The sequence below is a fragment of the Streptomyces sp. NPDC088794 genome, assembly GCF_044750545.1.
In the GTDB taxonomy this organism is placed as follows: Bacteria; Actinomycetota; Actinomycetes; order Streptomycetales; family Streptomycetaceae; genus Streptomyces.
On record NZ_JBIVKB010000005.1, the window covers coordinates 11615 to 31233 of the forward strand.

The 19619-nt window shown below is 70.7% G+C and carries 14 protein-coding genes; 8 read left to right on the top strand and 6 right to left on the bottom strand.

The annotated features are described in order from the left end of the window. Positions 1 to 14: 14 nt before the first annotated feature. Positions 15 to 4367: an FtsK/SpoIIIE domain-containing protein gene (locus ACIP6U_RS15565; RefSeq protein WP_401717062.1), complete on the top strand. Its 4353-nt coding sequence runs from the start codon at positions 15 to 17 to the stop codon at positions 4365 to 4367. A gap of 21 nt (positions 4368 to 4388) precedes the next feature. Here the strand turns inward: ACIP6U_RS15565 and ACIP6U_RS15570 are convergent, their stop codons facing one another. From ACIP6U_RS15570 to ACIP6U_RS15580, 3 genes are all read right to left on the bottom strand, one after another. Next, a complete protein-coding gene (locus tag ACIP6U_RS15570; protein ID WP_401717064.1) occupies positions 4389 to 5408 on the bottom strand; it encodes a VOC family protein in 1020 nt (339 codons plus the stop codon). Then, entirely contained in the window at positions 5405 to 6277 is an 873-nt protein-coding gene (locus ACIP6U_RS15575; RefSeq protein ID WP_401717067.1) for an alpha/beta fold hydrolase, read from the bottom strand. The genes ACIP6U_RS15570 and ACIP6U_RS15575 overlap by 4 nt, the downstream gene beginning before the upstream one ends. Before the next feature lie 433 nt (positions 6278 to 6710). After that, a complete protein-coding gene (locus ACIP6U_RS15580) occupies positions 6711 to 7340 on the bottom strand; it encodes a TetR/AcrR family transcriptional regulator (RefSeq protein WP_401717070.1) in 630 nt (209 codons plus the stop codon). 285 nt (positions 7341 to 7625) lie between these two features. On the opposite strand from ACIP6U_RS15580, the gene ACIP6U_RS15585 reads away from it, so the two are divergent. The 3 genes from ACIP6U_RS15585 to ACIP6U_RS15595 all read left to right on the top strand — a co-directional run bounded on the left by ACIP6U_RS15585 (position 7626) and on the right by ACIP6U_RS15595 (position 10601). After that, positions 7626 to 9449, top strand: coding sequence for an AMP-dependent synthetase/ligase (locus tag ACIP6U_RS15585; RefSeq protein WP_401717073.1), 1824 nt, complete (start codon positions 7626 to 7628; stop codon positions 9447 to 9449). Between the two features lie 241 nt (positions 9450 to 9690). Further along, entirely contained in the window at positions 9691 to 9981 is a 291-nt protein-coding gene (locus ACIP6U_RS15590; RefSeq protein ID WP_401717076.1) for a sigma factor-like helix-turn-helix DNA-binding protein, read from the top strand. Next, complete coding sequence (locus ACIP6U_RS15595; RefSeq protein ID WP_401717079.1) at positions 9978 to 10601, top strand: hypothetical protein; 624 nt, start codon at positions 9978 to 9980, stop codon at positions 10599 to 10601. The genes ACIP6U_RS15590 and ACIP6U_RS15595 overlap by 4 nt, the downstream gene beginning before the upstream one ends. A gap of 77 nt (positions 10602 to 10678) precedes the next feature. Here the strand turns inward: ACIP6U_RS15595 and ACIP6U_RS15600 are convergent, their stop codons facing one another. Further along, a complete protein-coding gene (locus tag ACIP6U_RS15600; RefSeq protein ID WP_401717082.1) occupies positions 10679 to 11296 on the bottom strand; it encodes a TetR/AcrR family transcriptional regulator in 618 nt (205 codons plus the stop codon). 99 nt (positions 11297 to 11395) lie between these two features. On the opposite strand from ACIP6U_RS15600, the gene ACIP6U_RS15605 reads away from it, so the two are divergent. Both ACIP6U_RS15605 and ACIP6U_RS15610 read left to right on the top strand, forming a co-directional pair. Beyond that, on the top strand, positions 11396 to 12739 hold the full coding sequence (locus ACIP6U_RS15605; RefSeq protein WP_401717085.1) for a carboxylesterase/lipase family protein: 1344 nt from the start codon (positions 11396 to 11398) through the stop codon (positions 12737 to 12739). Between the two features lie 173 nt (positions 12740 to 12912). Next, a complete protein-coding gene (locus tag ACIP6U_RS15610; protein ID WP_401717087.1) occupies positions 12913 to 13902 on the top strand; it encodes an Ig-like domain-containing protein in 990 nt (329 codons plus the stop codon). Between the two features lie 22 nt (positions 13903 to 13924). Here the strand turns inward: ACIP6U_RS15610 and ACIP6U_RS15615 are convergent, their stop codons facing one another. Beyond that, the gene (locus ACIP6U_RS15615; protein WP_401717090.1) at positions 13925 to 14953 is read right to left on the bottom strand and encodes a thaumatin family protein; all 1029 of its coding nucleotides are present in this window, start codon (positions 14951 to 14953) and stop codon (positions 13925 to 13927) included. A 249-nt stretch (positions 14954 to 15202) separates the two neighbouring features. Here ACIP6U_RS15615 and ACIP6U_RS15620 point away from each other — a divergent pair, with 249 nt between their 5' ends. Continuing rightward, the gene (locus ACIP6U_RS15620; RefSeq protein ID WP_401717093.1) at positions 15203 to 17158 is read left to right on the top strand and encodes a sigma-70 family RNA polymerase sigma factor; all 1956 of its coding nucleotides are present in this window, start codon (positions 15203 to 15205) and stop codon (positions 17156 to 17158) included. Between the two features lie 94 nt (positions 17159 to 17252). On the opposite strand, the gene ACIP6U_RS15625 is transcribed toward ACIP6U_RS15620, so the two are convergent. Continuing rightward, positions 17253 to 18338 carry a thaumatin family protein gene (locus ACIP6U_RS15625; RefSeq protein ID WP_401717094.1) on the bottom strand — a complete coding sequence of 362 codons (1086 nt, stop codon included), beginning with the start codon at positions 18336 to 18338 and terminating at the stop codon, positions 17253 to 17255. A 240-nt stretch (positions 18339 to 18578) separates the two neighbouring features. On the opposite strand from ACIP6U_RS15625, the gene ACIP6U_RS15630 reads away from it, so the two are divergent. Next, positions 18579 to 19607, top strand: a complete 1029-nt coding sequence (locus ACIP6U_RS15630) for a trypsin-like peptidase domain-containing protein (RefSeq protein WP_401717097.1) — start codon at positions 18579 to 18581, stop codon at positions 19605 to 19607. The last annotated feature ends 12 nt before the right edge of the window (positions 19608 to 19619 follow it).

The window sequence follows — 19619 nt, forward strand, 5'->3', positions numbered from 1 at the left end:
GAAGGAGGGCTGCTGTGCGTCTCACCCTCACGGTCGTCGACCCCCGCGACGGGAACTCCGCCGACGTCGTCCTGGACGCCGATCCCGACTCACCCATGGGGGAGGTCGCTCGCGCGCTGGAGCGCGTCCTGCTCCGCGGGGAGAGCGGTGACCGGACACCGCCCGTCGTCCACGTCGATGGACTCGTCGTCGACGCGGCGGCGACGTTGGCCCGGTCACCGTTGACGGAAGGGTGCGTCGTCAGTCTCTACACCCCCGCCGGCTGTCCGCCCCGCGAGGTGACCGGCATCGTCGAACTGCGCGTCATCGGCGGGCCGGACGCCGGGGCCGTGCACCGGCTGGGGCTCGGGCACACGGACATCGGTCGGGGAGCGGAGGCGCATGTGTGCGTCGACGATCCCGAACTGGCCGAGCTGGCGCTGACGTTGACGGTCGGGGTGGACGGTGGGTGCACGGTGCGGGGGCGTGACGCCGAGGCGTGGATCACGCTGGACGGGGTGCCGCTGCGCGAACCTGCCGTGTGGCCCCTCGACGGGCAACTCGCCGTGGGCGGAACGCTGCTCGAACTCGTCGCCTGCGCGCCGTCCGACGGTGCCCTGCGTCGGTCCGAGGACAAGAGGGGGTTCGTCTTCGAGCGGCCTCCGCGGATGAGCGCGCCTAAACGAGTGCGCAGTGGTCCGGCCGCCAGATGGATGCACAGTGCTCAGCGACGGGCCCTTCGCCGCAGGTGGATCCTCTTCCAGCTGCTCATGGGGCTGTTGCTCGTCGTCGCGGTGGTCTGCTGGCTGCTCCTCCGGGACTGGTACCTCCTGCTGCCCGGGCTGCTGAGTCCGCCGGCCGCGATGGCCGGCCACCGGTACTTCTCCCGTCAGGACAGGGTGCAGGAGGATTCGGAGGCACTCCGGGAGGAGCTGCGCGTCGGACTCGTCCGGCAGCGCCGCGCCGCCCCGTCCCCTGGAGCCGTACTCTCACTCGCCGCCGACCCCCGCGCCGGGTTGTGGGAACGCCGACCCGGTGATCACGACCATCTCCAACTGCGCGTGGGCACCGGCGCGATCAAGGGCACGCCGGACTCGCCCGTCACCCTCCCCCTGCGCAAGCTCGGCGTGATCGGCCTGGCCGGCCCCGGGGACTCCGCCCGCGCGCTGGGCCGTTGGGCCGTGGCCCAGATCGCCGCGCTGCACAGCCCCCTCGACGTCCGGGTCTGCGTACTGACGGAGCGGGACGCGCAGGACTCCTGGGACTGGCTGAGATGGCTGCCGCACGCCCGCCCCGTCGGCGGCGCCGACGCCAACACCGCCCTCGGCATGGACTCGGAGACCGTGGGGGTTCGTATCGCCGAACTCGTCAACCTCCTTCACGCCCGGAAGCAGGAGCGGGGGAGCGGCGGCACCGCGCATGCGCCGGCGCCGGACATCGTCGTGGTCTTCGACGGCGCCCGGCGGCTGCGGGCCATGCCCGGTACGACGTTGCTGATGAGCCAGGGGGCCGCCTTGGGCATCCACGTGCTGTGCCTGGAGGAGGACGAGCGGTTCCTGCCCGGCGAGTGCCAGGCCGCAGTCGTCGCCGAACACCACGAACACACCGGCCGGTCGGCACTTCGCCTCCGTGTCGATTCCGCGGACTCGCCTCGGGTGAACGACGTCCGGCCCGACTTCGTGTCCGCGGCCTGGTGCGCCCAACTGGCCCGCTCCCTGGCGCCCTTGCGGGCCGTCCGTGACGAGGCCGAACCCGCGGCCCTGCCCGACCGCTCGCGCCTGCTCGACGTACTCGACCTGGCGTCGCCCACCGGATCGGCCGTCGCCGAACGCTGGACCTCCCGCAGTCCGTCGACCGTCGCCGTCATCGGTGAGACCTACGACGGCCCGTTCGGCATCGATCTGCGCCGTGACGGTCCCCACGCGCTCATCGCGGGTACGACGGGCTCCGGGAAGTCGGAGCTGTTGCAGACGATCGTCGCCTCGCTCGCCCTCGCGAACTCTCCCGAGCACCTCACGTTCGTGCTCATCGACTACAAGGGCGGTTCGGCGTTCAAGAGTTGTGATCGGTTGCCGCACACGGTCGGCATGGTCGCCGACCTCGACCCGTACCTCGTTCATCGGGTCCTGGATTCCCTGGGCGCCGAACTGCGCCGCCGCGAGCACCTGTTGGTGAGCGCGGGCGCGAAGGACATCGAGGACTACCACGACCTGCTGCGGCGTGACCCGGGCGAACACGAACCCCTGCCACGGTTGGTCATCGTGGTCGACGAGATCGCCTCGATGGTGGGAGAACTGCCCGACTTCGTCACCGGCCTGGTCAACGTGGCGCAGCGGGGCCGCTCCCTCGGCGTCCACCTGGTGCTCGCCACACAGCGGCCCAGTGGTGTCATCTCCGCCGAGATCCGTGCCAACACCAATCTGCGCATCGCCCTGCGGGTCGCCGACCCCGGTGAGTCCCACGACATCGTCGGCTCGCCCGAAGCCGCGACGATCCCGAAGTCCACGCCCGGTCGCGCCTACGCCCGGCTCGGCCAGGCGTCACTCATCCCGTTCCAGTCGGCGCGTGTCGGCGAACGGCGCCGCCCCAGCGACCCGGAGTCGACTCGCCGCGCTCCGTGGGTCGGCGCACTGACCTGGCCCGACCTCGGCCGGCGGGAACTGGCGGCGCCGAAGGGCCAGTTGGAGCGGGGCGCCGCGACCGCCACCGACCTCGACGCGCTCGTCGCCGCCGTCCGTGAAGCCCACGCGGCGCTCGACATCCCGCCCCAGCGCACGCCCTGGCTCCCGCCGCTGCCCGAGATCCTGTCCCTCGACGAGGCGGGTTCCGCAGCGGCCGAGTCCGACGGGCCACGGCCCGGCCACCTGCCCCCGGTGGTGTTCGGAGTCGAAGACCTGCCCACCCAACAACTCCGGCGCCCGGTCCGCATCGACTTCGCGAACTTCAGCCACCTGCTGATCGGCGGCGCACCGCGCTCCGGCCGCTCCCAGGTCCTGCGGACGATCGCCGGGGCGTTGGCCCGCACCCATTCCTGCGGCGATGTGCACCTGTACGCCGTCGACTGCGGCAATCGAGGACTCGGCGCGCTGGCCGAACTGCCGCACTGCGGAGCCGTGGTCACCCGCCGCGAGCCCGAGCGCGTCGCCCGGCTCCTGTCCCGGCTCAATGGCGAACTCGCCCGCCGCCAGGACGAGTTCGGCGCGCTGGACGCCGTCGACAACGCCAGCCGTCGTGGTCAGGGCGAACCGGCGCGCCGACCGCCGTACCTGGTCGTCCTTCTCGACAGCTGGGAAGGCTGGGTTCCGACTCTGGGCGAGTTCGACTTCGGCCGGTTGACGGACGACTTGACGACGCTGATGCGGGAAGGCGCATCCGTCGGCATCCATGTCGTCATCACCGGCGACCGGCAGGTGCTCGCCGGCCGGATCGCCACCTTGACCGAGGACAAGTACGCGCTCCGAATGATGGACCCCGCCGACTACACCATGATCGGCGTACGGGCGCGCGCCGTCCCGGAGTCGATGCCCCCGGGCAGGGCCCTCCGTGCAGAGCACGGCACCGAGACCCAGTTCGCGCTGCTGACCGAGGACCCTACCGACCAGGCGCAGGCCGAGGCGCTCGCCGCGATCGGCCGGGCGGCCACCGCCCGGGACGCCGAAGTGCCGCGCGAGCGGCGCCCGTTCACCGTCGCCGCCCTGCCGGACCGGATCGGTTTCGACGAGGCGTGGCGGCTGCGCGACCGGGAGGGTTCGCGTTCGGGGCGCTGGACGCTGGCCGCCGTCGGCGGGGACGAACTCACGGGGTACGGTCCCGATCTCGCCGTCGGTGTCCCGGCGTTCGTCGTCGCGGGACCGCAGGGATCGGGCCGCTCCACCGCCCTGCTCACCATGGCCCGCGCTTGCCTCAAGCAGGGCGCCCGCCTGGTCGTGGCGGCGCCGCTGCCGTCACCGCTGCGCGAACTGGTGTTGCGGGAAGGTGTGTTGGCGTACTTCACGGGCGCCGAGCTCAGGGCGGGGGCGGTCGAGGAGGCGGTGGCGTCGGCCTCGCCCGAGCGGCCGATCGTGGTGATCGTCGACGACGCGGAGATCCTCGACGACTGCGACGCCGCCCCCTCCCTCAGGGATCTGGTCCGGCGCGGCACCGCCCGTGGGCTCGCTCTTGTCCTCGGCGGCGACGAGGACAAGGTCTGCGCGGGCTACTCCGGTTGGCAGGTCGAGGCGGCGAAGGCCCGGCGCGGACTGCTCATGTCGCCTCAGCAGCCCTCTTCGGGAGATCTCATCGGCCATCGGATCGGCCGCGGTTCGACGGGCCATCCGGTGCAGCCCGGCACGGGCCTCCTGCACCTCGGCGACGGCAAGCTCCTGTCGGTGCGGGTCCCGTCGCCGTGAGCCTCCGTCAGGTGCGGCCCGTCAGTCGTCCGCGATGCCGGCGCCGCTGAGGGCGGGCACGGTGTTCTCCTGGTGGGCCAGGGAGCGGGCGCCGACGCGGAACTGGGCGAGCTTGTCGAGGATGGTCTCACCGACCGGGAGGTGTCCCCAGATGCTGATGCCCTGGTGGGTGCTGGGTTCCCACGTCGCCTCGTCGACGACGATGGGGTTCCAGCCGACTTCCCAGTCGAAGCCGGAGGGGGTGCGGGCGTAGTAGGAGAGTTCACGGTCGTTGGTGTGCTGACCGACGGTCAGCGACCCGAAGCCGAGTTCGCGGACGCGCTGGTAGCTCAGGGCGACGTCGTCGAGGGTCTCGGCCTGGATGTTGAGGTGCTGCACGCGGGTACGGACCGGGTCGAGCGGCAGGCGGAGGGCGTTGCCCACCGCGATGGTGTGGTGGCGTTCGTTGACACGAAGGAAGCGGATCTTGACTTTGAGGCCGCTCATGGTCTCGTCGATGTAGTCGCTCAGGCGGGCGTCGAAGACGGTGTTGAAGTAGCCGCGGATCTGCGTCGGCCTGGTGGAGGTCAGGGCGATGTGTCCGATGCCGGCATCGCCGGTGACGAAGCCGGAGGCGAGCATGCGCAGGGGCTCGGCGGACTTCACCGGGGTGGTGTAGATCTCCTGGGTGATGCCTTTGGGACCGGGGAAGCGCAGCAGGCGTTCGACACCGCGCAGGGCGGCTTCCTCGTCGCTCCCGACGACGAGCGGCACACCGTGGGCGCGTATGCGGGCCTCGATCTGTTCGAAGGAGACGTGGTCGTCGATGTGCCAGCCGGTGGTGACGACGTCCTCGGCGGGGCCGCGCCGCAGCAGGAAGCGGCACTCCTGGTCGTCGAGGCGGAAGCGCATCAGGTCGCGGGAGAGCGTGTCGTGATGCATGCCGATGGCGTCGACGCCGAAGCGGCGCCAGTCGGAGAAGCGGTTGGTCTCGATGATCATGTAGCCGAGGTGGACGGCTCCGAAGACGGACGGGGTGTCGTGCCTCTCGTATGTGTTCATCGGTGGCCTGCCAGGAAGTCGGAGCACAGGCGGTTGAACAGGTCGGCCTGCTCGAACTGCACCCAGTGCCCGGTGTTGGCCGCCATGTACAGGTCGCAGTTGGGGATGCGGTCGGCCAGCATGCGGGCACCGGAGGGGCGGTTGACCTTGTCCTCGGCACCCCACAGCACGAGGGTGGGCACGGGCAGCCGGCTCAGGCGCGGGTCGCGGGTGAAGTCCATCTTCAGCAGGGCGCGCAGTGCTCCCCGCCCGGAGGGGAGCCTGGTGGGCGGAGAGGCGACGACCTCAGGGTCGATGCTGGCCTGGTAACGGTCTTCGATGGCGGATTCCGGGACGGCGACGGCGTTGAAGACGAGGTAGTCGCGGATGAACGTCTCCAGCTTCTGCCGGGTGGGTCCCTCGCCGGTGTAGTAGCCGAGCAGGCTCCTGGCGCCGCGGGTGGGCACGGTGCGGCTGGTGCCGATGCCGGCGGGGCCCATCAGCAGCATGCGGTCGACCCGGTGGGGAGTGTCCAGGGCCAGGCGCAGGGCGCAGGCGCCGCCGTAGGAGTTGCCGACCAGGTGGACCTTGTCCAGGCCGAGTTCGTCGATCAGACCGCGGATGTGGCGGGCGAGGTAGCCGACGGGGTCGGCGCTGTCGACGCCCTTGCTGCTGCGGCCGTAGCCGGGCATGTCGGGCACGATGACCCGGTACCGCTCGGCCAACGCGGCGATGTTGCGCGTGTAGTTGGAGACACCGGAGGCGCCGGGGCCGCCGCCGTGCAGCATCACCACCGGCGGGCCGTCGCCCGTCTCCGCAACGAAGATCTTCTTTCCGGCGACGTCGTACGTCGTCTCCTGCATGGTCGGCAGGTCGGTCGGCGTGGTCATCTCGTTCCTCGCTCTGCGGTGATGGTCGGTTCGGCGAAGGGCTGTTGGCGGGGGGCGACGGGGGTGAGTTCTGTCGGCGGCGTCGTACGAGGTGATCACGGCGACTGCGCGGCGGTGGGCTCGATCCCGACGCGGTCGAGGTCTCGTTGTGGGGCGGTCCCGATGTGGCGCCTCGATGCGCTCCAGAGCAACGGGGCGCGCATGTGTCCGCGACCGGTGCGCGGGCTCAGGTGCCGCCGCGGCGGGCGTGGGCGGGGGTGCTCGCGGTGCCGCCGGGGTCGTATTCGGGAACGTAACACGTTATTGGCGACCCGACAATAGGAGGCGTGAGGGGTCGGTGGGGGTGCCTGAGGGTGTGGGGTTCCGTGCGTCGGGAAGCGCTGTACGCAGGGGGTACGTCGAAATCCGCGGGGTTACTTCGGCCCGCGTACCGTCACTTCCGGCGGCTCTCCGGCCCGAACTCCGTGATGATCAGCAGGAGAGTGCGCTCCAGCAGGGCGAACGTCTGCTCCCGGCTCAGGGTGCCGCGGTTGAGCCACTCGTTGGTCGCGGACCGTGTCATCGCGGCGAAGGCCCGGCACATGCCGCGCAGCGGTTCGTCCGTCCCGGCGCCCGGGTCGATGCCGAGAGCGCGCAGGGTCTGGTCGACGGTCGTCTCCTCCGCCTCTCGTATGACGGCGTCGACGTCCGGGTCATGGCCGTGCGACAGTGCGTCGACAGTCGCCAGCCACATGCCGCGATTGCGGTCGACGACACTCAGGAAGCGTTCGACGACGCCGTTCACCCGCTCCTCGAGGGTGCCCTTGGGCAGCCGCTCCAGCACGTAGTCGGGCACGGCGACCATCTCGCGCAGCACTTCCAGGTACAGCTCTCGCTTGCCGCCGAAGTAGTGGTTGACCAGGCCCCGGGTGACACCGGCCTCGCGCGCGATGTCCGCCAGTGACACGGCGCCGTAGGGCTTCTCGCCGAAGGCGCGGCGTGCGCAGGTGATGATCTGGCCGCGGCGGGCTTCCGGCTCCATTCGGGTCCGTGCCCGGCCTTCGGCGGGGGAGGGGGCTGTCACCGCGTCATCCTTTCACGCCAGTAGTCGGCGAAGGTCGGTGGAGATCGGCGGGAGCCGTGGTGTGCCGGGGGTGCGGACTCGTCACTCTCGCCGTTTATTAGCGACCCGTCAAGAAAGGGAGGGTGGAATCGCCGGGCCGCTATTGACGTAGCGCCAATAGCGGGTCGACAGTGGTGCCACGCACATGCCCACACACACGCACGCTCGGTGCGTGACGGGCACCGAGGGACTCCGGCAGTCTCCGTCGAGTACGCCTGTTTCCCCCGACAGCGAAGGAGCTGCCCGGTGACGTCGACCTTGCCCCGGACGTTTTGTGAGGCGTTCCAGCAGACTGCCGCGCGTCAGGCCGGTCTGGTGGCCCTGCGTACCGTCGGTGGTACGAGGTCGCTGCTGTGGGCCGAGTACGCCGACCGGGTCCGGGCCCTGGCCCAGGGGCTGACGGCGCTGGGGGTGCGCCGCGGTGACACGGTCGCGCTCATGCTGCGCAACCGGCCCGAGTTCCACGTCGCCGACACGGCCGTCCTGCACCTGGGAGCGATCCCGTTCTCGCTCTACAACACCTCCTCCCCCCAGCAGGTCGCCCACCTGCTCACCGACTCACGAGCCCGCCTGGTGATCACCCAGGAGTGCTTCCTGCCCGTGCTCGACCATCCCGCCCGCGCGGTGGACGCCACCGTCGTCACCGTCGACGGCACCCACCCCGGGACTGTGTCGCTGGAGGACGTCTGCGCCCGCACGGTGCCTGGTTTCGACTTCGAGACGACCTGGCGGTCCGTGCGGCCCGACGGCGTCCTCACCCTGATCTACACCTCGGGTACCACCGGGCAGCCCAAGGGCGTCGAGATCACCCACCGGGCCGAACTCGCCCTGTGCACAGCCTCCAACCAACGGCTCGGCATCACCGCCGGCGACCGGATGATCTCCTTCCTGCCCTCCGCCCACATGGCCGACCGCTGGTCCTCGCACTACACCCAGATGACCGCCGGAACCGAACTGACCACCCTCGACCAGCCTCGCGACATCGCCGCCGCCCTCACCGACGTCCACCCCCAGATCTTCGGAGCGGTACCGCAGATCTGGCAGCGCCTCCACAACGGCCTGTCCGCCGCCCTGCGACAGGCCGCGGACAGCGAGCCCGACGCGGCGCGCCGCCAGGCCCTGGCCCAGGCCCCCGCACTCGGGCTGCGCTACGCCCAGGCCGCCGAGAACAGGCAGCTCACCACCGAACTCGCCGACCGCTGGGCCGCCCTGGACACCCAAGTGCTGGCACCCCTGCGGGCACGGTTCGGCCTGGACCGGCTGCGGGTGGCGGCCTCGGGGGCCGCACCCATCGACCCCGGCCTGCTGCTGAACCTGCGCGGCCTGGGCATCCCCGTCAGCAGCGGCCTGGGCATGTCCGAGCTGTCCGGGATGGTCACCTACTCGCCTCCCGGTGAGGCCCCGGTGACCTCGGTGGGCCACCTGCTGCCCGGCGTGGAAGCCTCCATCGCCGCGGACGGCGAGCTGCTGATCCGCGGCGAGATCGTCATGCGCGGCTACCGGGGCGCTCCCGAGAAGACCGCCGCCGCGTTCACCGCGGACGGCTGGCTGCGGACCGGCGATGTCGCCACCATCGACCCGACCGGCGCGATCACCCTGGTCGACCGTAAGAAGGACCTCATGATCAGCACGGGCGGCAAGAACCTGTCGCCCGCCGCCATCGAAGGAGCCATCCTCACCCACACCCACCTGCTCGCCCACGCAGTCGTCATCGGCGACAACCGCCCCTACGTGAGCGCCTTGCTGGTGCCCGACCCCGACGCACTCACCGCCTTCGCCGCACGCCACGGCCTGGACGGCAAACCTGCCGAACTGTGCCGGCATCCCGCGGTCCTGGCTGCGATCGAGACGGGGTTGACCGCAGCCAACTCGGTCCTGTCCCGGCCCGAACAGGTCCGCGCCCACACCGTGATCACCGACACCTGGCAACCCGGCAGCGACTACGTCACCCACACCCGCAAAACCCGCCGCGGGCCCATCCACGACCACTACGCCACCCAGATCGAAGCCATATACACCCACCACACCGAACACACCGCAGTCACCGGCATCGACATCGGCACTGGCTGATCCGGACAGGACGGCCCTTGCTGAAAGGAGCCGGCCTGTGTCGGACACGGACCGTTCGTGGAATCGATGACGGAACAGGAGACCCGTCGACTACGACGGGCACGCTTCGAAGAGCTGGCGCACGTGGTGACGCAACCCCTGCACCGGTATCTGTTGCGACGAAGTGCTCCCGTGGTGCTACGGGGTGGCGCGGGGCTGCCTGGCCAATGCCCGGCGGGCGGACGGACGCAGGGTCCGTCTGGTGGAGCGGCTGATGAGTGTTCAGCAGGCACCCGTGTCCGTGGTCACCGATCACAGCGACCTGCATGCCGCGCTGAGCGCACTCGGGGAGCTGGACCGCGAAGTGATACGGCTGTGGGCGTGGAGGGAGTTGGCGCCGCGGCAGATCGCGGAGGGGACGGAAATGACGTCCAACGCGGTGAGCATGCGGCTGCACCAGGCGAAGAAGAAAATCGCCGAACAACTCCAGTCGGGGCGAAAGAACGCCGAGCGCGCCGGACACAAGATGAGTGAAGGAAGGAGCGGTCAGTGAATGACAACGAGTTGCTGACCCTAATGAGGGATGCGGATCCCGCAGCGACCTCACGAGCTCCGCTGCCCGACATCAATCGTCTTGTGGAGGCTGCCATGAAGAACAACTCCGTAGCTACGCCGGAAAACACCGACATCGACGCCACGCATTCGATCGTGAAGATCTCCGCCGGAAGGGGCCGCCAGCGGTTCTTCGGGATCGCGGCGGCTGCCGCCCTGCTCCTCGGGGGTGGCATCACCGCGGGAATCACGGCGAATGCCGGAAACGGCCACACGACCGAAGCCGTCAAGCAGCTGAATCTCACCACCTCCGGGAACGGCAACGGAAAGTGCCAGGCGCCGGTTCCCGACCAGCTGGCGGGATACCCGACGCTTTTCTACGGGACGGTCGACTCGGTAAAGGGTCCGCTGATCACCCTGCACGTCGATCACTGGCTGCGCGGTGGTGGCCCGCGCACCATTCTGGTGAGCAATGACCCCGACTTCCCGGAGAACCTGACCTTCACGGTCGGCCAGCATTACCTCGTGGCCGCCGACAGCGACGGTGCCATTCCTTCGTGCGGTGCGAACTGGGTCTCGGAGGAGACCTGGGAGCAGTTCGTCGACCCGATCGTGAACTAGCGCCACGGCTCCCCCCGGTCCCGAGCACCACGGCGATCTCGTCGCGGCGCTCGGGACCGCCCTCATGCCCGTTCCGTTCAGTGGCGGGGTTCGACGGGGCTGTTGGGTGGGCGCGAGCCCACGCCGGTCAGGGCGAGGTCGACCAGGCGGCCGATGTAGTCGCGGTCCACGGGCAGGTCGCGTTGCAGGATGCGCAGGTGGAGTGTGCCGCCCAGCACTTCCAGAACGAACTCGGGAACGGTGCCCGGGTGGAGGTCGCCGCGATCGATCCCGCGCTGGACGATCACCGCGGCCTTGTCGAAGCGCGCGGTCCAGAACCTCGTCCGGAGCTCGTCGGCCTGGGCCGCGTCCTCGGTCGGGGTGAGGCCGAGCCGGGCCATGTCGCGGCCGGCGGGTGCGCTCAGGAACGCGGCGAGGGCGGTGACGAGGAGGGTCAGGTCCTCACGTGTGGAGCCGGTGTCGGGGAGGGGCACATCCGCGTCAAGGCGGCTCACGACGGCATCGAGGATCAGGTTGGTCCGGGTACCCCACCGCCGGTAGATGGACGTCTCGTGGACGCCGGCGCGGGCGGCGATGTCGACGACGCGCGTGCCCGACAGGCCCTCGGCGGCGAGCAGTTCGGCGGTGGCGCCGAGAACGGCCTGGCGCACGGCTGCGCCGCGGCGGTGGGAGGGCGTGGCACGGGGCGATGACATGCCCGCATTATCCCGACCGCCCTTGCGGAGCGGCCGGAGCAGCTGTTTGACTGCTTCTAACGCAAGTCGACTTGCGTTAGAGAGTCCAGGGAGGCTCCGGTGCTCACGACGGCGAAGACCAGCGGCGGTGTGCTGCGCGGCCGGATCGAGGACGGTCCGATCGTCTTCAGGGGCGTGCGGTACGCCGTGTCCGAGCGGTTCGGCCCGCCGCGCCCGGTGCCCTCGTGGAGCGGTGAACGGGATGCCACGACCGATGGGCCCATCGCCCCGCAGCGGCCCGCTCGACTCGCGCACGTGATCGGCGCGTCGGAGCGGGGCGAGCAGGGCGAGGACTGTCTCAGCCTGACCGTCACCACACCCGCGGTCGACGACCGGGCCCGCCCGGTTCTGGTGTGGATCCACGGAGGCGCCTATCTCTCGGGCGCCGGGTCCTTGAAGCTGAATGGCGCCCACCGGCTGGCCCACGAGGGTGATGTGGTCGTCGTCTCGATCAACTACCGGCTCGGCGCGCTCGGTTACCTGCGCTCGCCGGAGCTCTCCGACGGCAATCTCGGCCTGGCCGACCAACTGGCGGCCCTGCGGTGGGAGCGCGAGAACATCGCCGCGTTCGGCGGCGACCCCGACCGGGTCACCGTGGGCGGCCAGTCCGCGGGTGCGCACAGCGTGCGCTGCCTGCTGGGCATGCCCGACGCGGAGGGGTTGTTCCGCCGGGTCATCCTGATGAGCACACCTGCCCGCTGCCTCAACACCCCGAGCGGTGCCGAGGAGTCCGCCGAACTGTTCCTCGACCGGCTCGCCACCGACCCGCGCACCGCCTCCCTGCCCGAGATCCTCGACGCACAGGTCGCCGCCGCACGCGATTCCGCAAGCAGGCTCGGGTTCAACGCCGCACCCCTGTTCACTCCCGTCAGCGGAGTCGGACCGCTCCCTGACGAAGACCGTTGGGAGGCGTGTCTCGCCGGGCGGGCTCCGGGACTGGACGTCGTCATCGGCACCACACAGCGGGAGATGAGCGCCTTCTGCTCCGTGAACCCGGTACTGAACCGGGTGCGCCGGATCCCCTTCCTGGGTCCCGCGGCCGCCGACGCCGTCGAACGCGCCGTGACCAGGATCGCCTTCGGCCGTACCACCGAGGACCTGGCCACCCGGCTGAGCGAGGCCGGTGCCCGGGTGTGGAGCTACCGCTTCGACTACGCCGCCCCCGACTCGCCCTTCGGAGCCACCCACTGCATCGATCTCCCCTTCGTCTTCGGCACGTACGCCGACTGGGCCGCCGCGCCGATGCTCGCCGGCGCCGACCCGCACGCATTCGAGACCCTCGGCCGCCGTGTCCGTACCGCCTGGCTCGGTTTCATCCGCGACGGCGCTCCCGCCGCTGACGCGCCCTGGCCGCGGTACATGGCGGACCTGCCACACGTCGCATCCGTCCCGGGCCTGCCGTAGCGCTGCCCAGGCGGGGTGCCCCTCGCCCCAGGAGATCGCTCGCGGCAACAGTGACGCGTACCGAGTCTTGAGACACGTTTTACGTGGTACCTGCAACTGCGGGGTACGCCCCGACCGTCTGACAGGGAGCCGGGTCTGTCAGGGCCGAAGAGCGAGAGAGAGCGGGGCACGCCGTGGGACGGCGCAAGGGCAGCATAGGGATCGCACTCATCACGGGTGTGGTGCTGGTGGGCGCGAGTGCCTGCGGCGGGGGCGGCAGTGACAAGGCGAGCGGGGGCGGCGACGCCAAGGCGTCGGGCAAGCCGAGCGTGAGCGCCTCGCCCTCACCGACGAAGCCCGCCGGGCCGCCGATGCTGCTGGACACGATCACCCCGCAGACCGGGACCACCGTCGGCGTGGCCATGCCGATCTCGGTGATCTTCACCAACCCCGTCGCCGCCAAGGCCAAGGCCACGGTCGAGAAGCACATGAAGGTGAGCGCCTCGCAGCCGGTGGCCGGCGCCTGGCACTGGATGGGCGACCGGCGCGCCGACTGGCGCCCGAAGACGTACTGGCCCTCCGGTACGACGGTGAAGATCGACGCCGACATGAAGGGCGTCAGCAACGGCAACGGACGCTACGGCGTGCACGGCTACACGCACACCTTCAAGGTCGGTGACGACGTCCGCGCGGACGTCTCCGTGACCGGCCACACCATGAAGGTGACCCGCAACGGCAGCCTCGTGCGCACCCTGTCGATCAACGCGGGCAGCGCCGAGTACCCGACGTGGAACGGCACGATGGCCGTCATCGACAAGCAGAAGAAGGTCCACATGACCTCCTGCAGCGTCGGCATCAGCTGCGACAAGGGCAGCCCCAACTACTACGACCTGACGCTGCCCTGGGACGTCCACCTGACCCAGTCCGGCACGTACGTGCACTACTCGACCGGCGACCCGAACCCGGGCAGCGGCAGCGCCCGCGGCTCGCACGGCTGCGTCCACCTGTCCATGGCGGACGCCAAGTGGTTCTACGGCCAGGTCAAGCAGGGCGACCCCGTCACCATCACCGGCTCGCCGCGCGCCAAGGCCCCGGCCGACAACGGCTACGCCGACTTCAACCTGAGCTGGGACCAGTGGCTCGCGGGCAGCGCCTCCGGGGAGAGCACGACCGCCACCCTGTGACGCACGGCGGGCGGCCGGCTCCCTAGGACGAGCCGGTCGTCCCGAAGGTCACCTTGTAGTAGCAGGCCCCCTTGCAGGGCATCGTCGCCCCGTCGTCGAAGGCGTACGAATAGGCGTACGGGGCGGCCCGCTTGAAGACCTGGGTGTAGTCGACCGGCCACTTCGACGGGATGCAGTTCTCGCGGCCCGCCCAGGCGCCGCGGCAGCAGTACGTGTCGCCGCCGAACGCCGCGCACGGCGGTTTGCAGCCGACGACCTGGCCGCTGCGGACCTCCCGCATGGCGGTGGGGCAGTCGACGTCCGAGGTGCAGACGCCCTTGTAGCAGCCCGTGGAACTCACCGGGTCGGCGGTCGTGGTGTGGGAGATGTTGATGTACATGGGCAGGTTCGAGCCGTCGACCATGCTCACGTCGTAGAAGTCCATGCCCGCGAACGCGTCGAAGGTGAACTCACCCAGTGTGGTGGGCGGGTTGCCGCCGCTGCACACGCTGGTGCAGTCGCCGGTCGCGCAGTAGCCCGCGGCCGTACCGGTACAGCCCGTGCGGCCCCAGATGCGTCCGCCCCAGTTGTTCGCCACGGTCACCGACATGCTCTGGCCCGGCGCCAGTTCGCGGCCCTGCGGGTAGACGGCGGTGTTGGTGACGACCGCCCAGACCGTCTTCGGGGTCCGGTTGACGACCGTGATCAGCCGCTTGCCCGCCGGTGCCGTCGAGGGCTGCTGCGCCGAGCCGCCCGACCCGGCGGCCGGCTTCCGCGTGGCCTTCCCGGATGCGCCGGCCTCGACCGACGGCGAGGCGGAGGCGGACGGAGAAGGAGAGGCGGAGGCGGAGGGGCTGTGGCTCGGTGCGGAGGGCGAGGGGCTGCGCGGTCCGGACGGGAGCGCGGCGGCGTCCTGGCGGTCCGCCGTGGGGGAGTCGCCGTTCCCGGACGGCGCCCACGCGCCGTACGCGATCAGTACCGTGACAGTCGTCGCGAGGGCGGCCGCCCCGGCGTACCACCACCGGAGCCGGCGGGGTGATCGTGCGCCGTGCCGTCTGCGTCCTCGTGCCATTCCTGCGCCCTTCCTCGTGCTCTGCGGACGCTTCTTCGGACTCTTCGGATGCGTCCCTGCCTATCGGTGACCTGGTCCACGAAGGCCGGACAACATAAATTGCGAAGCCGATCGGCCGATTTTCTGTTGTACGCGGTTGCGTCGGCGGTCTCCGTTCCAGGGAGCGCGCTCCTCAGGTCCGAGCCGGAAGTCCGGTTCCGGGCCCGGGAAGCCGCCGCAGCCGGACCACACGCGGAGGAACAGAACCACATGCCCAAGTTCCACAGGAGTGGACCCGACTCCGCCGTGGTGACGGCCGCGGGCGCGGGCGACAGACAGGCCCTGGACGCCCTGGTCACGCAGTGCCTGCCGCTGGTCTACAACATCGTCGGCCGGGCCCTGAACGGTCACGCCGACGTCGATGACGTCGTACAGGAGACGCTGTTGCGCATGGTGCGGGGGCTGCCGAAACTGCGGGACCCGTCCGCGTTCCGGTCCTGGCTGGTGGCCATCACGATCAGACAGGTGCGGGACCGCGAACAGTCGCGGGCCACGGACCGCGACCGCAGGGCGCACCTGGAGGACGCGGAGGCGATCACCGACCCCGCCCTCGACTTCGCCGGACTGACCATCCTGCGGCTGGGACTGACCGAGCAGCGCCGCGAGGTCGCCGAGGCCACGCGCTGGCTGGACGCGGACGACCAGGAACTGCTGTCCCTGTGGTGGCTGGAGGAGACCGGCGAGCTGGAGCGGGCCGAACTCGCGGGCGCGCTGGGGCTGTCCGACCGGCACGCGGCCGTCCGCGTCCAGCGCATGAAGAAGCAGATGGAGATATCCCGGGTCGTGGTACGGGCGCTCGCGGCCGGCCCGCGCTGCGCCGAACTGGACGAGACCGCCGCCCTGTGGGACGGCACGCCGAGTGCCCTGTGGCGCAAGCGGTTCGCCCGGCACATCCGCGCCTGCGGGGTCTGCGAGGGCCTCGACGACGGGCTGCTCCCGATGGACCGCCTGCTCAGCGGCCTCCCGTTGCTGGCCGTGCCCGCCACCCTCGACCCGTCGCGCGTGCTGGTCACTGTCATCGGCGGCGGTCAGCCGGCCGACACGGGTGCCGGTTCCTCGTCCGGCTCCGGCACCCCGTCCACGCACTCCGCGCACAAGGCGGGAGCGGGTCGCGGCCATCGGGCGGCGCGCGGAAGCCACGGGCGCCGAGCGGCTCGTACGGGCCTGCGTGCCGCTCGTGGCCAGGTGATCGGCGGCTCGGCGGCGGTCGCGGTCCTCGCGGTGGCCGCGCTGGTCGCGGCCCGGCTGACCGGGGACACCGCCACCCCGGCCGCCGAGTCGGCACCGCCCAGTCCGGTGGCCGTCACCTCGCCCAGCCCCACCCCGTCCCCTTCGCTCTCCCCCTCCGCGAGCCCCAGCAAGTCCCCGACCCGGCAGCCCAAGCCGAGTCCCTCCAAGCACACCGCCGCCGCCCCCGTGCACATCGCCTCCGGCGCCAAGAAGGGCGTCGGGGTGTGGACCTTCAACGGGGTGAGCCAGGCGCTCGGCGCGAGCGGGGCCAGCTGGTACTACACCTGGAACACCCAGCACCAAGGGGTCACCACACCGTCGTCGGCCTCCTTCGTGCCCATGATCTGGGGAGCGGACTCGGTCACCGACAGCGCACTGGCCCAGGCCAAGGCGAACGGTCCCTATCTCCTGGCCTTCAACGAACCGGACATGGCCGAGCAGTCCAACATGTCGGTCGAGCAGGCGCTGGGTCTGTGGCCCAAGCTCATGGCCGCCGGCCAGACCCTGGGCAGCCCCGCGGTCGCGTACGGCGGGGACACGGCGGGCGGCTGGCTGGACCGGTTCATGTCCGGGGCGGCGGCGAAGGGGTACCGGGTCGACTTCATCACGCTGCACTGGTACGGCGGTGACTTCCGCACCCCACAGGCCGTGGACCAGCTGAAGTCGTACCTGGCGGCGGTGTACGCGCGCTACCACAAGCCGATCTGGCTCACCGAGTACGCGCTGATCGACTTCTCCCAGGGGACCCGCTTCCCCTCCCCGCAACAGCAGGCCGACTTCGTCACCGCGTCCACCAAGGCCCTCGATGGTCTGTCCTACGTGCAGCGTTACGCGTGGTTCGGGCTGGGCGCGGATCCGTCGAAGCCGAGCAGCGGGCTGTTCACGAACGGTACGACGGCGACGGTGGCGGGCCGCGCGTTCCAGGCCGCCGACTGATCTGCGACTGGCCCACAGAACAGGCGCCCGTCCCCGTCTCCCCGGGGGCGGGCGCCTGTTGTGCAGGTCATGGCTCAACGCCATGGGCTCGGCGTCATGGACTCACTCCCCAAGTGATGCGGTACCCGCACTCTCCCGAGCAGGTCAGCACGCTCGTCTCGTCGTCGTTGACGTAGGAGTACGCGAAGGGCTCGGCCTTCTTGAACACGGCCGCCGAGTTGATCGGCCACGACGAGGGCACGCACTGGGGCCGTGCCGCGTACGTGCCCTCGCAGCAGGTCTGGTCCGTCTTGAAGACCAGACAGGCGCTCAGACAGGCCACGACCTTGCCGCCCCTGATCCGCTGCAACTTGGCGGGACAGGTCGCGTTGGCGTCCTTGGTGCAGCCCGCGGCGGAGCAGCCGTTCGCGTCCATCTTGTCGCGGGACGAGCCGCCGTAACTGTTGATCCACATCGGCAGGTTGTTGCCCTCGACCAGGCTGACGTCGTAGAAGTCCATGCCGTTCCAGGCGTTGAGGTTGAACTCGGCCAGGGTGGAGGGGAATGCACCCCAGGTCGAGCCGCACTGGAAATGACCGCAGTCCCCGGTCACGCAGTGGCCGTTGCCGGCGGAGTCGAAGGAGCAACCGGTGCGCGCCCACACCCGGACGTCCCAGTGGTCGGGGACGGCGAAACTCAGGCTGGCCCCCGGCTTGAGCACCCAACCCGTCGCCCCCACCGGGTGGTTGGGGTCGGCGGCGATCGCGGGCCAGATCGTCTGGTCGAGGCGGTTGACCAGGGTGACGGTGCGCTTGCCGGGGCTGACCCCGGTGTGCTGCTCGACCGAACGCGACGGCGAGGCACCGGCGGACGGCTTGCGCGCGTCGGACGACTTCGAGGGAGAGGGTGAGGTCGAGGTGCGCGGCGAGGGCGATGTCGTGGACGAAAGGCCAGGGAGAGACGCGGAGTTGGTGGCCGCCGTACTGTGCGCGGCCTTCGGGTCCGCGAGGTCCGTACGCCCTCCCGACGGGGTTCCGGTCTGGCCCCGGGCCAGCAGCACGCCGGTCACCACGGCGAGGCAGGTGAAGAGCACCGCGGCGACCATGCCGACCCGGCCGCGTCTCGGGCCGCGGGCGTTGGGCGGGGACGCGCGGTGGCGGCTCGCCGGGGAGCGTTCGCGCCCGCGTCGGGGGATGGGCAACCGGCGACGATGCATGTCCACAACACTCCTGTCCGCTCCACGACCCGCCGCACCGCGCTCCGGCGGACGGGGTCTTCCGTAGAGGAGACCGGGGGCTTTCGGGGTGGATAACGGAAACGGGGATCGAAGGCGTGGAGCATTCGATGACGTGACCGCACAATCCGGCCAGGCTTCCCCCGTACACAAGCGCTTCGCTTCGGCTTACCCTGTTTTTCCCGCACGGGCACACGAGGGGGACACGTGGGGTTACGGGACGTCGGTGCCTCCGCATCGCCGGGCATTGGCGCGTGGCGGGTCCGCGTACGGGACCAGGAGCGCGCGGGAGTTGTCGGTGCCGGAGTGCTCGTGGCGAGTCGAACCGTCCTCACCTGCGCGCATGTCGTCGAGGCGGCACTGCGTCTGCCGCGGCCCCAGACCGGCGCGGCGCCGAAGGGGAGGATCCTGCTGGACTTCCCCACCACCGCACAGGGCACCCCCGAGCCGATCCACGCACAAGTGGCCGAGGACGGCTGGTTGCGCTCGCCTCCGGCGGGCGATGTGGCGGTGCTGCAACTGGAGAGTGAGCCCCCGGCGGGCGCCGTTCCCGCGCCGCTGGGAAGTTGCGGCACCGGAACCGGTGAATCGGTCACGGTGTACGGGTATCCAAGCGGGGTGCCGGACGGAATCTGGGCCCGCGGGCAGATAGTGGGAGCGGGCGGAGTCCACCCCGCCTGGCGGCAGATCGACGGTCTCGACCCGGTGGGCGCCCCTGTCACGCGGGGCTTCAGCGGCGCGGGCGTGTGGGACCTCGAGCGCGGTCTGGTCGTGGGCGTGCTCGCGGCCGTGCTCGCGGCGCGCACGACGGAGGCCGCTCCGGCGACCCGGGTCGCGTGGATGATTCCGCTGGACGTCCTGGACGGGACCCGCTTCGCGATCACGGCGGCCGCCCCGGCCCGCGAAGCCGCCCAACCGGCCCGCGTCGACGAGCCGTTGCCCGCCCGTGCCCTGTGGGCCCTGGTGGACCGGCTGCTGGCGGTCGAGTCGTTCCGGATCGACTCGGGACACCAACTGCTGCTCCAACTGCCGTCCGAGATCGTCTCCGGGATCGCGCGGCAGAACAGCCCACGCATTCAGCTCTACCAGATCGTCCGTAGGTGCGGAGAGTTCGAACAGGGCCCTGTCGCCTTGGTATCGGCCGTGCAGTGGATCGAGGGGGACACCACCGCGGTGAAGAATTTCGTGGAAGAGGCGAGGAAGATCTGGCCCGGCCGGTTGGGCAGCGATGACTGACTCGGCGGTGCC